At 73.0% G+C, this 15836-nt stretch carries 15 protein-coding genes and 1 tRNA gene; 4 read left to right on the top strand and 12 right to left on the bottom strand.

Annotated elements, in window-relative coordinates; genetic code table 11:
* The first annotated feature begins 7 nt into the window (after nucleotides 1-7).
* Nucleotides 8-571 (top strand): nucleotidyltransferase family protein, encoded by a 564-nt coding sequence (locus QMG39_RS11925; RefSeq protein WP_281885255.1) that lies wholly within the window; start codon nucleotides 8-10, stop codon nucleotides 569-571.
* 33 nt (nucleotides 572-604) lie between these two features.
* On the opposite strand, the gene QMG39_RS11920 is transcribed toward QMG39_RS11925, so the two are convergent.
* The 10 genes from QMG39_RS11920 to QMG39_RS11875 all read right to left on the bottom strand — a co-directional run bounded on the left by QMG39_RS11920 (nucleotide 605) and on the right by QMG39_RS11875 (nucleotide 11411).
* On the bottom strand, nucleotides 605-1462 hold the full coding sequence (locus tag QMG39_RS11920) for a MurR/RpiR family transcriptional regulator (RefSeq protein ID WP_281885253.1): 858 nt from the start codon (nucleotides 1460-1462) through the stop codon (nucleotides 605-607).
* A complete protein-coding gene (locus QMG39_RS11915; RefSeq protein WP_281885251.1) occupies nucleotides 1462-2781 on the bottom strand; it encodes an allantoate amidohydrolase in 1320 nt (439 codons plus the stop codon). The genes QMG39_RS11920 and QMG39_RS11915 overlap by 1 nt, the downstream gene beginning before the upstream one ends.
* Nucleotides 2778-4034 (bottom strand): (S)-ureidoglycine--glyoxylate transaminase, encoded by a 1257-nt coding sequence (gene pucG, locus QMG39_RS11910; RefSeq protein WP_507762687.1) that lies wholly within the window; start codon nucleotides 4032-4034, stop codon nucleotides 2778-2780. The genes QMG39_RS11915 and pucG overlap by 4 nt, the downstream gene beginning before the upstream one ends.
* 34 nt (nucleotides 4035-4068) lie before the next feature.
* Nucleotides 4069-5658 (bottom strand): AtzH-like domain-containing protein, encoded by a 1590-nt coding sequence (locus QMG39_RS11905; RefSeq protein WP_281885249.1) that lies wholly within the window; start codon nucleotides 5656-5658, stop codon nucleotides 4069-4071.
* On the bottom strand, nucleotides 5651-6754 hold the full coding sequence (locus tag QMG39_RS11900; protein WP_281885248.1) for an acetamidase/formamidase family protein: 1104 nt from the start codon (nucleotides 6752-6754) through the stop codon (nucleotides 5651-5653). Before QMG39_RS11900 ends, QMG39_RS11905 begins: the two co-directional genes overlap by 8 nt.
* A gap of 88 nt (nucleotides 6755-6842) precedes the next feature.
* The gene (locus QMG39_RS11895; RefSeq protein WP_281885246.1) at nucleotides 6843-8219 is read right to left on the bottom strand and encodes an NAD(P)/FAD-dependent oxidoreductase; all 1377 of its coding nucleotides are present in this window, start codon (nucleotides 8217-8219) and stop codon (nucleotides 6843-6845) included.
* Nucleotides 8220-8347: 128 nt separating this feature from the next.
* Nucleotides 8348-9970, bottom strand: coding sequence for a chaperonin GroEL (gene groL, locus QMG39_RS11890; protein WP_281885244.1), 1623 nt, complete (start codon nucleotides 9968-9970; stop codon nucleotides 8348-8350).
* A gap of 181 nt (nucleotides 9971-10151) precedes the next feature.
* Nucleotides 10152-10355: a cold-shock protein gene (locus QMG39_RS11885; protein ID WP_281885243.1), complete on the bottom strand. Its 204-nt coding sequence runs from the start codon at nucleotides 10353-10355 to the stop codon at nucleotides 10152-10154.
* 204 nt (nucleotides 10356-10559) lie between these two features.
* Nucleotides 10560-11105, bottom strand: a complete 546-nt coding sequence (locus tag QMG39_RS11880; RefSeq protein WP_281885231.1) for a LytR C-terminal domain-containing protein — start codon at nucleotides 11103-11105, stop codon at nucleotides 10560-10562.
* 15 nt (nucleotides 11106-11120) lie between these two features.
* On the bottom strand, nucleotides 11121-11411 hold the full coding sequence (locus QMG39_RS11875; protein WP_281885230.1) for a DUF3263 domain-containing protein: 291 nt from the start codon (nucleotides 11409-11411) through the stop codon (nucleotides 11121-11123).
* Nucleotides 11412-11568: 157 nt separating this feature from the next.
* On the opposite strand from QMG39_RS11875, the gene msrB reads away from it, so the two are divergent.
* Nucleotides 11569-11970, top strand: coding sequence for a peptide-methionine (R)-S-oxide reductase MsrB (msrB, locus tag QMG39_RS11870; protein WP_281885228.1), 402 nt, complete (start codon nucleotides 11569-11571; stop codon nucleotides 11968-11970).
* A 16-nt stretch (nucleotides 11971-11986) separates the two neighbouring features.
* On the opposite strand, the gene QMG39_RS11865 is transcribed toward msrB, so the two are convergent.
* Nucleotides 11987-12062, bottom strand: a tRNA-Thr gene (locus tag QMG39_RS11865).
* A gap of 82 nt (nucleotides 12063-12144) precedes the next feature.
* Nucleotides 12145-13056: a DsbA family protein gene (locus QMG39_RS11860; protein ID WP_281885226.1), complete on the bottom strand. Its 912-nt coding sequence runs from the start codon at nucleotides 13054-13056 to the stop codon at nucleotides 12145-12147.
* Between the two features lie 250 nt (nucleotides 13057-13306).
* Here QMG39_RS11860 and QMG39_RS11855 point away from each other — a divergent pair, with 250 nt between their 5' ends.
* Both QMG39_RS11855 and QMG39_RS11850 read left to right on the top strand, forming a co-directional pair.
* Nucleotides 13307-14407, top strand: a complete 1101-nt coding sequence (locus QMG39_RS11855; RefSeq protein WP_281885225.1) for an ABC transporter ATP-binding protein — start codon at nucleotides 13307-13309, stop codon at nucleotides 14405-14407.
* Between the two features lie 103 nt (nucleotides 14408-14510).
* Nucleotides 14511-15824 carry a DUF4032 domain-containing protein gene (locus tag QMG39_RS11850; RefSeq protein WP_281885223.1) on the top strand — a complete coding sequence of 438 codons (1314 nt, stop codon included), beginning with the start codon at nucleotides 14511-14513 and terminating at the stop codon, nucleotides 15822-15824.
* Nucleotides 15825-15836 lie beyond the last annotated feature (12 nt).

The raw sequence follows: 15836 nt of genomic DNA, 5'->3' as shown, positions 1-15836 counted from the left end.
TGTAGTGATGGCAGGTGACGTGCTCGGCGTGGTGCTCGCCGCGGGCGGCGGCAGCCGCATGGGTCGCCCCAAGGCGCTCGTGCGCGAGCCCGACGGCACGCCGTGGGTCGAGCTGGCGGTGCGGATGCTGCGCGAGGCCGGCTGCCCGTCGGTGCTCGTCGTGCTCGGGGCCGAGGCCGATGCGGCTCGCGCGCTGGTGCCGCCCGGCGCCGCGATCGTGACGCACCCCGGCTGGAGCGAGGGCCTCGCCTCGACCGTGCGGGTCGCGCTCGACGCCGCCGCAGCGACCCCGGCCGACGCCGTGCTGCTCACCCTGGTGGACCTGCCCGGCCTGCCCGCGAGCGTCGCCCGGCGCGTGCTCGATGCGGCCGACACCGAACCGGCGACCTCGCTCGCCCGCGCCGTCTTCGACGGCCGGCCCGGCCACCCCGTGCTCATCGGTCGCGCGCACTGGACGCGGCTGTCCGCGGCGCTGCACGGCGACGCGGGCGCGAGCGCCTACCTGCGCGACCACCGCGCCGTGGCGGTCGAGTGCGGCGACCTCTCCACCGGCCTGGACCGCGACCGCTGAGCGCTCGAGCGGCCGATCGCCGGGCCGGCCCGCTCAGCCCGACGCCTCGACCTCGCCCAGCCGCGCATACGCGTCGTCGATGCGCGCGATGCGCGTGCGCCCCGCGCGCAACCCGCCCGCGAGCACCGCGCTCGCGACGAGGCTCACGAGGCTCATCGCGCTCGCGTAGCTCGAGAAGGCGCCCGCCCCGTCGACGGGGCACGCGATGACGGTGCCGGCCGCGCCCGCGGCATCCGCCCCCGCCGGGTCGACGATCGCGACCACCTCGGCGCCCGTCTCCGCGGCGGCGGCCACGAGCTCCGCGAACCCGGCCGGCCGGCGGCGCAGTCCGACGAGCACGGCCACGTCGCCTGGGCCGAGGTCGGCGAGCTCCTCCCCGATCGACTGTCCGGGCTGCGGGCCGATCCGCACGCCCGGGCGGCACTGCGCGAGCTGCTCGCGCAGGTGCAGCGCGACCGGGTACCCGTTGCGGTAGCCCACCACGAGCACGGTGCGCGCCTCGCGCAGCAGCGTCGCGACCCGCTCGAGCACGCCGTCGGCGAGCCCGTCGAGCAGCCGGGACAGGTTCGCCCGCTCGGCCTCGAGCACGGCCGACACGCCCTCGGGAGCGGTCGCCGGCACCCCGGCGTGCCCGAGCGGCGTGCCCGAGCTGCGCAGGGCCCGCACGTGGTCGCGCACCTCGGCGGAACCCGAGAACCCGAGTCGCCGGTAGAGCCGGCTCACGGTCGCCTTCGACACCCCGGCCATGCGCGCGAGCTCGCTGTCGTTGTACACGGCGAGCTCGCCGGGGTGGTCGAGCACGAACTCGGCGACGCGCCGCTCCTGCGGCGTGAGCTCGTCGAACGCGCCGTCGATGCGCTCGGCGATGGTGCGGGGCATCCGCTCGGCCATCAGTGCAGCCCGACCCCGTGCGGCTCGGGGGGCGCCGCGGTGACCAGGCGCTCGGGCTCGGCCCGCACCCGCTCGGCGACGGCGAGCACGGCCTGCTCGAGCGCGTCGAGCGCGAGGGCGACGTCGCGCCGGGTCACCGTCTCGTCGGGGTGGTGGCTGATGCCGCCGCGCCCGCAGCGGATGAACAGCATCGCGATGTCGGTGACGGCGTGGACGGCCATGCCGTCGTGGCCGGCGCGGCTCCAGATGCGCATCGGGTCGTCGTCGCCGGTCGAGCGGATGCCGGCGGTCACCGCGTCCTGCAGCCAGCCCGCACACGGGGTGGCGTCGGCCCGGTAGCGCTCCTCGGCGTGGAAGTCGAGCCGGCGTCGCGAGGCGATCTCCTGCGCGACCCGGTCGATCTCGGCCCACGCGGCATCGCGCGCCTCGTTCGACTCGGCGCGCAGGTCGAGGCTGAACTCCACCCGGCCGGGGATGACGTTGACCCCGCCGGGGAACGCCTGCAGGTGGCCGACCGTCGCGATCGTGCCCGAGTCGATGCCGATGCGCTCGATGGCCGCGACGAGCTCGCTCGCCCCGACGAGCGCGTCGCGGCGACGCGCGTAGGGGGTGCCGCCGGCGTGGCCGGCGACGCCGGTCATCGTGAGCGCGAAGCGGCGCGCGCCCGCGATGGTCGGCACCACGGCGAGCGCGCGGTCGGCGTCCTCGAGGTACGGGCCCTGCTCGATGTGCGCCTCGAGGTAGCCGACGAGCGCCTCGGGGCGTCGGGCGGCGGCGCCGATGCGGCCCGGGTCCAGCCCGAAGTCGATGCTCGCGTCGGCGTAGGTGAGGCCGTCCTCGTCGCGGTACTCCCACCAGTCGGCGGCGAACTGGCCGGCGAACGCCCGGCTGCCGGCGAGCCCGCTGCCGAACCGGGTGCCCTCCTCGTCGCTGAACGCGACGACCTCGAGTGCGAAGGGCAGCGGCTGGTCCTGGGCCGCGATGCGCGCGGCGACCTCGATCGCGAGCAGCACGCCGAGCATGCCGTCGTAGCGGCCCGCGTCGCGCACCGTGTCGAGGTGCGAGCCGACGACGAGCGCGGGCAGGTCGGGCCGCTCGCCCTCGAGCCGGGCGCACTGGTTGCCCGCGGCGTCCTGCCAGGTCTCGAGCCCTGCCTCGGTCAGCCAGGACGCGGCGAGGTCGTTCGCCTCGCGGTGCTCCGGCGAGAGGTGGACGCGCTCGATCATGCCCGGCGTCGAGGTGATGGTGCCGAGGCGGTCGCAGCGGTCGAGGATGCGTTCGGCGATCGCGAGCGAGCCGGTGCGGAGCCGGTCGCTCATGCGCCCGCCCCCGCCGCATCGGCGTAGGCGTCGCGTGCGGCGCCCACCCCCGCGCCCGCGGTGACCGGGTGCCCCTCGGCGCGCAGCACCTGCTCGAGCGCGGCGAGCGTGGTGAGCACCGCGTCGCGCCGGGCGTTGAAGCCCATGGTGCCGATGCGCCAGATCCTCCCGTGCAGCGGGCCGAAGCTCGTGCCGATCTCGATCGCGAAGTCCTCCAGCAGCGCGCCGCGCACGCGTTCGCCGTCGACGCCGTCGGGGATGGCCACGCCCACCACGTTGTGCATGCGGTGCGCCTGGTCGCCGAACAGTTCCAGCCCCATCGCGGCGGCGCCCGCCGCCATCGCGGCGCCGTTCACCCGGTGTCGGTCGATCGCCTGGTCCATGCCCTCGTCGAGCAGCAGTCGGGCGCACTCGCGCGCCCCGTAGAGCATCGACGTGGCCTCGGTGTGGTGGTTCAGCCGCTTCTCGCCCCAGTAGTCGAGGATCATGCCGAGGTCGAAGTAGTTCGAGCGGATGGGGTCGGCCCGCACGGCGTCGCCGGCGGAGCGGATGCCCGCCTCGATGCTCTTGCGCGACTCGATGCGCTCGACCGCCGCAGGCGAGAGGCTGATCGGCGCACTGCCCGACGGGCCGCCGAGGCACTTCTGCAGCCCGGCGGTGGCGGCGTCGAGCCCCCACGCGTCCATCTCGAACTCGTTGCCGCCGAGCGACGCGGTGACGTCGGTGTAGAACAGCGCACCGTGCTCGGCGCAGATCGCGGCGAGCTCGTCGAGCGGCTGGGCCACCGTGGTCGAGGTGTCGCCGTGCACGACGGCGAGCAGCTTCGGACGCACCTCGCGCATGGCGGCCTCGATGCGCTCGGGCGCGAACACCTCGCCCCACTCGGTCTCGATCGTGTGCACGTCGGCGCCCGCGCGACCCGCGATCTCGGCGAGCAGGTGGCCGAACCGGCCGAAGATGGGCACGAGGACGCGGTCGCCCGGCTCCACGAGCGAGACGATCGCCGCCTCGATGCCGGCGCGGGAGGTGCCGTCCACGAGCAGCGTGGCCGCGTTGCGGGTGCGGAAGACGCCGCGGTACAGCTCCATGGTCTCGTTCATGTACGCCGTCATCGACGGGTCGTACTGGCCGACGAGCTGGGCCGACATGGCGCGGAGCACGCGCGGGTCGGCGTTGACCGGGCCGGGGCCCATGAGGAGCCTCGTGGGCGGATTGATCGGTGCGGCGTCGATGGGATCCTCCTGCTGAGTCAAGTGTTTCAGCAGGCAATCATACGCAACCGGTGTTTCAGTCGCGTTGCGCGAGCGCCTCGTGCCAACCGCCCGCGCGGGCGATGAGGTCGAGGTCGCCGCCGCGCGGGCCGACCACGCAGGTGCCGAGCGGGGCGCCGTCGAGCTCGAGCCCCGGGATCGACAGCGCGGGCCGGCCGGTGGCCCCGGCGACCGCGGTCATGCGCAGCGTCGCCTGACGCACCGCCTCGATGTCGGCGCCCTCGGCGTCGAACGCGGGTGCGACCGAGGCCGCCGACGGCAGCAGCAGGAGCGCCTCCCCCAGTGCCGCGTCGATCGCGGTGCGCGCCGCGGCGAGCGCGACGATCGCGGCCGCCTCCCGCTCCGGCGTCACCTCCGACGCCCACGCGAAGCGCGCGGCCACGTCGTCGGCGAGTTCGCCCGGATGCGCGGTGATCCATTCGCCGTGCGCCCGCCAGGCCTCGGCGGCCTGCGCGGTGCGGAACGCGGCGAACAGTTCGTCGAGCGCATCCGAGGCGAGCGCCGGGGCGTCGAGCTCGCGCACGTCGGCCCCCGCCGCACGCAGTGCTGCGGCGCCGTGCTCGAACACCTCGCGCACGCCGGGCCCGAGTCCGTGCAGCAGGGCGGGCGCGATCACGAGCGCCGGCTCCCCCGTGGCAGCAGCGGATGCCGCCGGCAGGCTCGCCCGGGCCGCGGCCTCCAGCGTCTCGCGGTCGCGCGTCAGCCACCCCACGGTGTCGAAGCGCGGCGCGAGCGGCAGCACGCCCTCGCGGTCGACGGCCCCGTGGGTGGTGCGGATGCCCCACAGTCCCTGGTACGACGCCGGCACCCGGATCGACCCGGCGGTGTCGGTGCCGAGCCCGAGGTCGGCCTGGCCGAGCGCCACCGCGGCGGCCGGCCCGCTCGTCGAGCCGCCCGAGATCGCGCCGGGAACGGCCGGGTTGGGCGGAGTGCCGTACGCCGGGTTGCGCCCGGCGATGCTGTACGCGAACTGGTCGGTGCGCGCGATGCCGCGGATCGACGCGCCCGCGGCCCGCAACGCCTCGACCGCGGCCGCCGACCGCGCCTCGACCGGCGCCTCGGCGAGGTAGCCGGGGATCCCGGCACCGATCGGATGCCCCGCCACGGCGAAGACGTCCTTCACCGCGACCGTGCGCCCGTCGAGGGCGCCGGACCCGCCCGCGGGCAGCAGCGGATCGCCGACCACGCGCCAGGTGCGGCGGTCGAGCGCGGGTGCGGGTGCCGTGACGTGGGCGGCCGCGATGCGCCAGCCTCCCTCGGCGCGGCGCCACAGCTGGCTGACCACGCCGCGGCCACCCGCCGCCGGGGCGTTCTCGACCACGACGTGCGCCACGCCCTCGGCCACGGGCAGCACCCGGAGCCCGCTCACCCGTCGCGACGCCGCACCGCCGCGCCGGCCCCGGAACCGGGTGATCGCGTCGCGACCGACGAGCAGCCCCGATGCATCCGCCCGCACCGTCTCGTCGCCCGGCTCGAACCAGTCGCGCAGCGCGTCGAGGTCGTCGGCCATGAGCGCGGCCTCGTAGCCCAGCGCGGCCTCGACGAGCCCCTCGGGCGCGGGGCCGCCGCCGGCGACGTGCACCGGCACGCCGCCGGACTCAGCCACGGCGCACCTCGCGGAAGTCGGAGGTGCGGATGCGCGCGTGCACGCCCTTCACGAGGTCGACGACCTGCGAGATGTCGAAGTCGGTCGCCGCGCTGAGGTACGCGAGCGCCAGGTGCGGGTCCATCCCGTACCGCGCCTCGAGCAGCGCGACCGCGCGCCGCACGCAGTCCTGCATCGCGACGTCGAGGTCCTCGTCCATGCCCGTCGGCACGAGGTACTCGCTCGTCTCGGCCAGCGGCGCGGCGACGTCGCCGAACTCGCGCACGGCGTCCTCGCGGGCGATGACGTCGAACCGGATCGTGCCGCGCAGCGATGCCTCGAGCGCCGTGAGCGCGACCTCCCCGTCGCCCTGCGCGAAGTGGGGGTCGCCGAGGTACGCGAGCGCGCCGGGCACCTGCACCGGCAGGTAGAGCGACGCGCCCTCGCTGAGCAGCTTGATGTCGATGTTGCCGCCGTGCGTGCCGGGCGGCACCGAGTGCGGGCGCTCGTCGGCGTCGACGGCGACGCCCATGATGCCGAAGAACGGCGCGAGCGGGAACCGCACGACGCGCTCGCCGCCGTCGTCCAGCGGCAGCGCGCCGAACCAGTCGCCGCCGGCGCCCTGGTCGATGGGCGCGAACACGCTCACGTTGCCCTCGCCGCGCGGGAACTCGCCGGGCAGCGCGCCGCGGCCGTGGCGGTTCGAGATGACGCCGTACGGCACCCGTGGCGTGGTGTCGAGCACGGTGAGCTTCAGCAGGTCGCCGGGGCGCGCGCCGCGCACGTGGATCGGGCCGGTCACGACGTGCGGGCCGTCGACACGGGGGTCGCGGGGGTGGTCGGATGCCGCGAGGGCGGCCGCCTCCGCCAGCACCGCGTCGGGTTCGACGCCCTGCGCCCCGAAGAACGCGACCGGGTCGCGCCCCTGGTCCTCGAGGATGCCCTCGTGGCTGACGGTGTCGACGACGACCTCGTCGCCCGGGTCGATCGTGAGCACGGGCGCGTCGGCGCGCGAGGGCAGTCTCCCCCAGTGCAGCGCCCCGACCTCGGCGGGCAGGTACGGCCGGCCGTCGCCGACGCCGTCGCCCGCCTGGAGCACTCCCCGATATCCGCCCATGCACGCGCTCCGTTCCGTCGCCGGTGCCGACGGCACCTCTGTCGGTCGAGGGTACCGGCCGCCGGGACGCGGTCGGCGCGCGGTCTGGTCAGGCGAACTCGGCCTGCAGCCGCGTGATCTGCTCCCGGCCGGGCCCGATCGCCGCCTTCAGCCGCGCGGACGCCTCGGCGACCGCGGGGTCCTCCGCCCGGTCGGGGGTGACGCGACCGGGGTTGAGCGCCGTCGAGTTCGCGAACGCCTTCAGGTCGCGCGCGCCGCTCATCGCCTGCGCGGAGACGGAGCCCTCCACCTGCATCGTCAGCCAGTCGACCGGCGAGTCCGAGTACGACGTCGGCCGGCAGATCGCGTTCTTCGCCTCGTCGTCGTCACGCGTGGCCTCGACGAAGCCGGCCATCGCCGCGCCGAGGCACGGGAAGCCCACGCGCACGACCTGCGGGCGGATCGCGTCGGGCTGCCAGATCGGCACGGCCGGCCGGTCGGGCAGGCCCGGCGCCGCGCAGTGCACGACCACCGCGTCGGGGTCCACCCGCACGTCGCCGTCGGCGAAGACGAGTCGGCCCGGCGCGGCCGCGACCAGGTGCCCGCGGCGGACGACGTTCGTGATCGTCCGCAGCAGGTCGATCTCCCACTGCCCGATCGTCGGCGTCTTCGCCATGGTGGGCAGCACGCCGCGGTCGACGCGCAGCATCACGCCCCGCTCCTCGAGGCGCAGGAAGATCTCGTCCGGCGTCGCCGCGCCGATCGCCGACTCCATGGTGTCGGCCGCCATGCCGAGGAACACGGCCGGATCGGGCTGCACGACCGCCCGGTCGAACAGCCACGCCTCGCGGGGGCGCACCCAGCAGATCGCGCCGGGGTCGACGCCCCGCTGCAGCAGCCAGACGCACGCGTCCATCGCGGTCTTGCCGCCGCCGGCGATGACGAACTGCCGGGGCGCGTGGTCCAGGCGAGCGAGGCCCCCTGCCGGGATGACGGTCGCCCGGGGCTCGACCGCGAAGGGCGGCGCCGTCTCCGACGGGATCGAGCCCTCGACGTACGTCGCATCGACCAGGCGCGCCCGGTCGGCGGAGTACTCCTCGCCGCTCACGAGCGACCGGAACCGGGTGCCCCCGGTGTACTCGCACCCGGGGAAGAACGTCACCCGCCCGCTCGCGACCATCCGCTCGAGCACCCGCCCGTAGTACGAGACGATCTCGGGCGCGGTCGCGCGCTCCTGCAGGCCCGCCTCCGGGCCGACCTGCTGCAGGCGCCCGTCGCCGAGCAGCGTCGAGGCGACCCCGTAGAGCGCGGATGCCTGGTGCAGGCGCACGAACGGATACGCCCCGAGCCAGTGCCCGCCGGGCGCGTGGCGCCGGTCGACGAGCGCGACCGTGGCGTCGGAGTGCTCGAACAGCGCGTCGAGGAAGGCCATGCCCATGGCACCCGCCCCGACGACGAGGTAGTCGGCGTCCACCGTGACGGTCATGCGACTCATGACACCAAGCGCGGGAGCCCGGCGTCAAGGGCGAGCGTGCCGGGCGGGAACGACGACGGGCGCCTCCCCGGTGGGGAGACGCCCGTCGCGTTCGCCGGCATCCGCCGGCTGGGGTGGGACTAGAAGTCCATGCCACCGGTCGGGTCGGCCGGGACGGCCGGAGCGTTCTTCTCCGGCTTGTCGGCGACGACGGCCTCGGTGGTGAGGAACAGGCCGGCGATCGACGCGGCGTTCTGCAGCGCCGAGCGGGTGACCTTGGCCGGGTCGATGATGCCCTGCGCCACGAGGTCGCCGTACTGGCCGGTCGCGGCGTTGAGGCCGTGGCCCGCGGGGAGCTCGGCGACCTTGGCGGCCACGACGCCCGGCTCGAGGCCGGCGTTCAGGGCGATCTGCTTCAGCGGGGCCTCGATCGCGACGCGCACGATGTTCGCGCCGGTCGCCTCGTCGCCCTCGAGCGCGAGGGTCTCGAAGGCCTTGGCGCCGGCCTGGATGAGGGCCACGCCACCACCGGCGACGATGCCCTCCTCGACGGCGGCCTTCGCGTTGCGGACGGCGTCCTCGATGCGGTGCTTGCGCTCCTTGAGCTCGACCTCGGTGGCCGCGCCGGCCTTGATGACGGCGACGCCGCCGGCCAGCTTGGCGAGGCGCTCCTGGAGCTTCTCGCGGTCGTAGTCGGAGTCGGTGTTCTCGATCTCCGAGCGGATCTGGGCCACGCGGCCGGCGATCTGCTCGGTGTCGCCGGCACCCTCGACGATGGTGGTCTCGTCCTTGGTGATGACGACCTTGCGGGCCTGGCCGAGCATGTCGAGCTCGACGTTCTCCAGCTTGAGGCCGACCTCCTCGGCGATGACCTGGCCACCGGTGAGGATCGCGATGTCCTGCAGCTGGGCCTTGCGGCGGTCGCCGAAGCCGGGGGCCTTGACGGCGACCGACTTGAAGATGCCGCGGATCTTGTTCACCACGAGGGTGGCGAGCGCCTCGCCGTCGACGTCCTCGGCGATGATGAGCAGCTGCTTGCCGGTCTGGATCACCTTGTCGACGATCGGCAGCAGGTCCTTGATGTTCGAGACCTTGCTGTTGACGATCAGGATGTACGGGTCCTCGAAGACCGCCTCCTGGCGCTCCGGGTCGGTGACGAAGTACGCCGACAGGTAGCCCTTGTCGAAGCGCATGCCCTCGGTCAGCTCGAGCTCGGTGCCGAAGGTGTTCGACTCCTCGACGGTGACGACGCCCTCCTTGCCGACCTTGTCGATCGCCTCGGCGATGATCTCGCCGATCTGCGGGTCGGCGGCCGAGATGGACGCGGTCGCGGCGATCTCGTCCTTGGTCTCGATCTCCTTGGCGGCCTCGAGCAGCTCGGCCGAGACGGCGTCGGTGGCCTTCTCGATGCCGCGCTTGAGGCTGATCGGGTCGGCGCCGGCGGCGACGTTGCGGAGGCCCTCGCGCACGAGCGCCTGGGCGAGCACGACGGAGGTCGTGGTGCCGTCACCCGCGACGTCGTCGGTCTTCTTGGCGACCTCCTTGACGAGCTCGGCGCCGATCTTCTCGTAGGGGTCGTCGAGCTCGATCTCCTTGGCGATCGACACGCCGTCGTTCGTGATCGTGGGGGCGCCCCACTTCTTCTCGAGCACGACGTTGCGACCGCGCGGGCCGAGGGTCACCTTGACGGCGTCGGCGAGCGTGTTGAGGCCACGCTCGAGACCGCGGCGGGCCTCCTCGTCGAAAGCAATGATCTTTGCCATGTGGTTCTCTCGTCCTTTCTCGGACGTTGGAAGATTCGATGGATTAGCACTCGAATCAGACGAGTGCCAGAACGATTCTGGCACTCGTGTCCGGAGAGTGCAAGCGAACCCGGCGCCGGAGACACGACGGCGCGCCGTCGAGATGCTCGACGGCGCGCCGGACGCTCGTGGGGCCGGAAGGTCAGACCGGGCGGACGGACTCCGCCTGCGGGCCCTTGGCCCCGGTTCCCACCTCGAAGACGACCTGCTGGCCCTCCTCGAGTACCTTGTATCCGGCCATGTCGATGGCGGAGTAGTGGACGAAGACGTCCTGCCCGCCGCCGTCGACGGTGATGAACCCGTATCCCTTTTCAGCGTTGAACCACTTGACGGTCCCGTTCGCCATGCCTTGCTCCTGATTGCCGTGGTCGTGCAGCACGTGCCTCTCGCCTGTACCGGGCCGAACGAACGTGCTGGACGAGGAACCCGCTGGTCGAGCGGGGGACTCACACGGAAGTACCGACCAAGCCAGATACTAGCCAGCGCGGGGGTGCCCGAACCGGTTCCCACAGGCTCGGATGTCGCAGAACGGCAACAATTTACGTGATGGTTACGGGGCGGTGTCCTCGACATGATCGGCACCGAGCACGGCCACCAGGTCGGCTCCCGTCGCGGCGAACTCCTCGCTGATGCGCACCTCGGAGGTGCCGATCGCCTGCGCCACTCCCCGCGCGGCACCCTCGAGCTCCTCGCGCCCGTAGTAGACCACGGTGGTCTGGATGTCGTTCTCGCTCGCGTTGGCCGTCACGCCGACCGTGAACCCCGCCTCCGCGATGACCTGCGCGGTCGCGGCGGCGAGCCCGGACTCGGTCGTGCCGTTGAGCACCGTGACCGGCACGCTCGGGTCCACCGTGGGCTCGGCGGTCACGACCGCCTCCGTGGTCTGGACGGGCACCGGCACGTCGGACGGGAAAAGACGGTCGTCGAGGGCCATGACCGCCGCGATGCCGAACCCGGCAAGCACCGCGGTCGCGAAGACCGCCCAGGCGAAACCCGCCCATGCCGAACGCCGTCGCACCGGCGCGCGGTGCGCGCCCACGCGGTGCATCGCGTCCGGGATCTCGTCGAACCGGTCTCGGGGGTACTTCTCTGCCATCGGGGTCCAGTCGGGTCAGCGGTCAGTCGCGGTGCGGCCGTACGACAGCGCACGACGCGACCTCGCCCGGGCACGCGACTCGCGCAGCCGCTGCAACCGCTTCACCAGCATGGGGTCGTGGCGCAGCGCGTCCGGGGAGTCGATCAACGCACCGAGCACCTGATAGTACCGGGCCGGGCTGAAGCCGAACGCGTCGCGGATGGCCTCCTCCTTGGCACCGGCGTGCGACCACCACTCCCGCTCGAACGCGAGCACGCGCAGGTCGCGCTCGGAGAGCCCGCCGCTCCGGTGCTCCGCCTCCGCCATGCGCGCTCCCTCCGGGTACCTGCGTCCGGCAATCCTAGGCGCGCGCCGGCCGGCCGACGCGGGAACATGCCGGGGTCCGCGCATGTTGCGTCCTGCGACACGAGCGCGCGGCGCGAGCAGCGGGCGCGCGTAGGATGACGCCGACGAAGGGAACACCATGGGCTACGAGGTCCGCAAGAGCGATGACGAGTGGCGCGAGCACCTGGGCGCCGAGCGCTACGAGGTGCTGCGGGGCGCGGGCACGGAGCGCCCGTGGACCGGCGAGCTGCTCGACGAGGAGCGCGCCGGCATCTACACGTGCGGGGCCTGCAGCGCGGAGCTCTTCCAGAGCGGCACGAAGTTCGACTCCGGCTGCGGCTGGCCGAGCTTCTACGAGTCGGTCCGGCCGGAGGCGGTCGAGCTGATCGAGGACCGCTCGCTCGGCATGGTGCGCACCGAGGTGCGCTGCGCCGGGTGCGGCTCGCACCTGGGGCACGTCTTCCCCGACGGGTTCGGCACGCCCACGGGCGACCGCTACTGCATGAACTCGATCGCGCTGGAGTTCACGCCGGAGGACTGACGGCTCGACCGTCCACTGGAGCCGGCTGCGGGACTCGAACCCGCAACCTACGCTTTACAAGAGCGTTGCGCTACCGATTGCGCCAAGCCGGCCTGGCCCTCGCGGGCCTTCGGTCATGATACGGCAGGGGCCCGGCGCGAACGCCGGGCCCCTGCCGCATCACTCAGCCGACGATCACTCGTCGTCGGGCTCGGGGGTCGGCGTCGCGGTCGCCTCGGTGTACGTGTCGGCCGTCGCCTGGAGCACGAACGACGCGAACTCGGCCGGGTCGGTCAGCGAGCCGGTGTACTGCTTGCCGTTGACCACGACGGTCGGGGTGCCGCGCTGCTGGGTCTCGATGTCGGAGTTCGGGATGGGCTCGGACAGGAACCGGTTCGTGGCGTCCTGCACCCAGCCCTTGAACTCGGTGTCGTCGATGCACTGCTCGATGCTCGACAGCGAGCTCGCGCCGGCCTCCGCGGCGAGCGCCTTGAGCTCGTCGTTGCTGAGGCCGGTGGTGCCCTCCTCGGGCTGGTTGGCGAACAGCAGCGCGTTGAAGTCGTAGAACTGCTCGGGGGACGCGTCGGCCACGCAGCCGGCGGCGTTCGCCGCGCGCAGGGAGTACTGCGAGCCGGCCGAGCGGTTGGTGAGGATCGCGACCGGGTGGATCTCGATCGTCGCCGCACCCGACTCCACCATGGTGCGGATCTGGTCGCCGTTGGTCGTCTCGAACTGACCGCAGAAGGGGCAGAGGTAGTCGACGTACGTCACGATGTTGGCGATCGTGCCGCTCTCGTCCTGCACGGTCGCGGTGGGCGCCTCGTCGGGCTCCAGGGCCGTGGTCTCGACCGGCACCATGCCGACGTCGTAGACGATGCCGTCGCTGGCCATGTTGCGCGGCCCGGGGCCCTCGGGCTGGATGTTCTGCCAGATCAGGGTGCCGATCAGGGCGACGATCGCGACGACCGCGACGATGACGCCGCCCTGGATGAGGAACTTGTTCCGACGCTCGCGCCGACGCTGCTCCTCACGCAGCTGCCGGGCCTTCTCGCGAGCCGCCTCGCGCCGTTCGTTCTTGGTGGGTCGGTCCGATCCGCCGTAGGTCATCGATTGGTCTCCGTATGCTGTGGGCGCGCAGGATCCCTGCGAACGCAAGAACCGATCGTAGGGCCGCACGCTGGGAATCGTCCAAACACGCCCGGCGACCGGTGGATACGAGCATTCCTCGGCATCGAGGTTCGCATCACGGTCCCGGCATGGCATACTGGGGCGCGTGTCGATGCCACTGGCGGCGTCGACGCATTCCATTCACAACGGATCGTCCGGCACGTACCTGCCGGTGAAGGAGCAAAGAACGATGGCGTCTGTCACTTTCGACCAGGCAACCCGCCTCTACCCCGGCGGAACCCGCCCCGCAGTCGACAAGCTGGACCTGGAGGTGGCAGACGGCGAGTTCCTCGTCCTCGTCGGCCCGTCCGGTTGCGGCAAGTCCACCTCCCTCCGCATGCTCGCGGGTCTCGAGGAGGTCAACGAGGGCAACATCTTCATCGGCGACCGCAACGTCACGGACGTGCCGCCGAAGGACCGCGACATCGCGATGGTCTTCCAGAACTACGCGCTGTACCCGCACATGACCGTCGCCGAGAACATGGGCTTCGCCCTGAAGATCGCCGGCGTCGGCAAGGACGAGCGCGCCGCCCGCGTGCTCGAGGCGGCCAAGCTGCTCGACCTCGAGCCGTACCTCAACCGCAAGCCGAAGGCGCTCTCGGGCGGCCAGCGCCAGCGCGTCGCCATGGGCCGCGCGATCGTCCGCCAGCCGCAGGTGTTCCTCATGGACGAGCCGCTGTCGAACCTCGACGCGAAGCTCCGCGTCCAGACGCGCACCCAGATCGCCTCGCTGCAGCGCCGCCTCGGCGTCACCACGGTCTACGTCACGCACGACCAGACCGAGGCGCTCACCATGGGCGACCGCATCGCGGTGCTGAAGGACGGCATCCTCCAGCAGGTCGGCACCCCGCGCGACCTCTACGAGAAGCCCAGCAACGTGTTCGTCGCCGGCTTCATCGGCTCCCCCGCGATGAACCTCTTCCACGCCGACGTCGCGGACGGCGGCGTGCTCTTCGGCTCGGCCGTCGTGCCCGTCGAGCGCGAGGTCATCTCCGAGGCCAGCGGCCCGACCGTCACCGTGGGCGTGCGCCCCGAGGACATCGTGGTCTCGACCACGCAGGGCGAGGGCCTCGAGGTCGACGTCGACCTGGTCGAGGAGCTCGGCGCCGACGGCTACCTCTACGGTCACTCGACCGTCGAGGGCAAGCGCACCGACATCGTCGCGCGCGTCGACGGCCGCACCCACCCCGACGCCGGCGACAAGGTCTACCTCATGCCGACCCCGCGCCACGTCCACGTCTTCGACGCGGAGAGCGGCGAGCGCCTCGGCAGCCAGGCCGTGGTCAGCTGACCCCGATCTCGCACCACGACGCCGGCCGGGCTCCTCGGAGCCCGGCCGGCGTCGTTCGTCTCCGCGGTAGGAGCGCGGGGGCGGGCACTGTACGGTTGCAGCAATGACCGCTTCGCTGTCCATCACCTCCGCCACGGTCGACCCGGCACTGCTCGACCTCCCGTGGCACCTGCCGCTCGACGCCTGGCCGAACGAGACCATCGCCGCGCTCCCCAAGGGCATCTCGCGCCACCTCGTGCGCTTCGCCCACTTCGGGGGCTACGTCGTCGCGGTCAAGGAGACGACCGCGGAGATGGCCCGCGGCGAGTACGAGATGCTGCGCACGCTGCAGCGCCTCATGGTCCCGTGCGTCGAGCCCGTCGCCGTGATCTCCAACCGCGTCGACGCCGACGGCGAGCCGCTCCGCCCGGTGCTCGTGACCCGTCACCTGCGCTTCTCGCTCCCCTATCGCGCCCTGTTCTCGCAGACGCTCCGGCCCGACACCGCCACGCGGCTGGTCGACGCGCTCGCGGTGCTGCTCGTCCGCCTGCACATCATCGGGTTCTTCTGGGGCGACGTGTCGCTGTCGAACACGCTCTTCCGCCGCGACGCGGGCGCGTTCGCCGCGTACCTGGTCGACGCCGAGACCGGCAAGCTGTACGAGGGCGGGCTGTCGAACGGCCAGCGCGAGAACGACCTCGAGATCGCGCGCGTGAACATCGCCGGTGAGCTGCTCGACCTCGAGGCGGGCGGCCGCGTCGCCGACGAGCTCGACCCCGTGCGCATCAGCGACGGCATCGTCCACGCCTACCGGAGCCTGTGGACCGAGCTCACCGGCGCCGAGTCGTTCTCGAGCGCCGAGCGCTGGCGCATCAACGAGCGGGTCAACCGCCTGAACGCGCTGGGCTTCGACATCGAGGAGCTCGCGATCCGCACCGACGACGCCGGCACGACCGTGCGCATCCGCCCCAAGGTCGTCGACGCCGGGCACCACCACCGGCGCCTGCTCCGGCTCACCGGTCTCGACGCCCAGGAGAACCAGGCGCGCCGGCTGCTCAACGACCTCGACAGCTACCGCGCGATGTACGGCCGGCCCGGCGCGGACGAGGAGATGATCGCCCACGAGTGGCTCGTGCGGGTCTTCGAGCCGGTCATCCGATCCATCCCCGCGGAGCTGAAGGGCAAGCTCGAGCCCGCCGAGATGTTCCACCAGCTCCTCGAGCACCGATGGTTCATGGCGCAGGAGGCCGGCCACGACATCCCGCTCGCCGAGGCGATGTCGTCGTACGTGAACTCGGTGCTGCGGCATCGCCGCGACGAGGCGACCGTCATCTCCCCGCCCACCGAGGCGATCACCATGCCGACGACCATGGTCGGCCAGGCCACCGGGCCCATCTCGACGCTCGACGACGAGGGCGACTGGCGGTCGCGGGTCTGAGCAGCGGATGCC

The organism is Agromyces rhizosphaerae (assembly GCF_027925245.1).
Lineage (GTDB): Bacteria > Actinomycetota > Actinomycetes > Actinomycetales > Microbacteriaceae > Agromyces > Agromyces rhizosphaerae.
This window is presented reverse-complemented; position numbering and strand designations above follow the sequence as displayed.

What these genes read in the sequence shown, in the direction of transcription:
- QMG39_RS11925 (WP_281885255.1), top strand. Translation starts at nt 8, where the DNA reads ATGGCAGGTGACGTGCTCGGCGTGGTGCTCGCCGCGGGCGGCGGCAGC.
- QMG39_RS11920 (WP_281885253.1), bottom strand. Translation starts at nt 1,462, where the DNA reads ATGGCCGAGCGGATGCCCCGCACCATCGCCGAGCGCATCGACGGCGCG.
- QMG39_RS11915 (WP_281885251.1), bottom strand. Translation starts at nt 2,781, where the DNA reads ATGAGCGACCGGCTCCGCACCGGCTCGCTCGCGATCGCCGAACGCATC.
- QMG39_RS11900 (WP_281885248.1), bottom strand. Translation starts at nt 6,754, where the DNA reads ATGGGCGGATATCGGGGAGTGCTCCAGGCGGGCGACGGCGTCGGCGAC.
- QMG39_RS11895 (WP_281885246.1), bottom strand. Translation starts at nt 8,219, where the DNA reads ATGACCGTCACGGTGGACGCCGACTACCTCGTCGTCGGGGCGGGTGCC.
- groL (WP_281885244.1), bottom strand. Translation starts at nt 9,970, where the DNA reads ATGGCAAAGATCATTGCTTTCGACGAGGAGGCCCGCCGCGGTCTCGAG.
- QMG39_RS11885 (WP_281885243.1), bottom strand. Translation starts at nt 10,355, where the DNA reads ATGGCGAACGGGACCGTCAAGTGGTTCAACGCTGAAAAGGGATACGGG.
- QMG39_RS11880 (WP_281885231.1), bottom strand. Translation starts at nt 11,105, where the DNA reads ATGGCAGAGAAGTACCCCCGAGACCGGTTCGACGAGATCCCGGACGCG.
- QMG39_RS11875 (WP_281885230.1), bottom strand. Translation starts at nt 11,411, where the DNA reads ATGGCGGAGGCGGAGCACCGGAGCGGCGGGCTCTCCGAGCGCGACCTG.
- msrB (WP_281885228.1), top strand. Translation starts at nt 11,569, where the DNA reads ATGGGCTACGAGGTCCGCAAGAGCGATGACGAGTGGCGCGAGCACCTG.
- QMG39_RS11860 (WP_281885226.1), bottom strand. Translation starts at nt 13,056, where the DNA reads ATGACCTACGGCGGATCGGACCGACCCACCAAGAACGAACGGCGCGAG.
- QMG39_RS11855 (WP_281885225.1), top strand. Translation starts at nt 13,307, where the DNA reads ATGGCGTCTGTCACTTTCGACCAGGCAACCCGCCTCTACCCCGGCGGA.
- QMG39_RS11850 (WP_281885223.1), top strand. Translation starts at nt 14,511, where the DNA reads ATGACCGCTTCGCTGTCCATCACCTCCGCCACGGTCGACCCGGCACTG.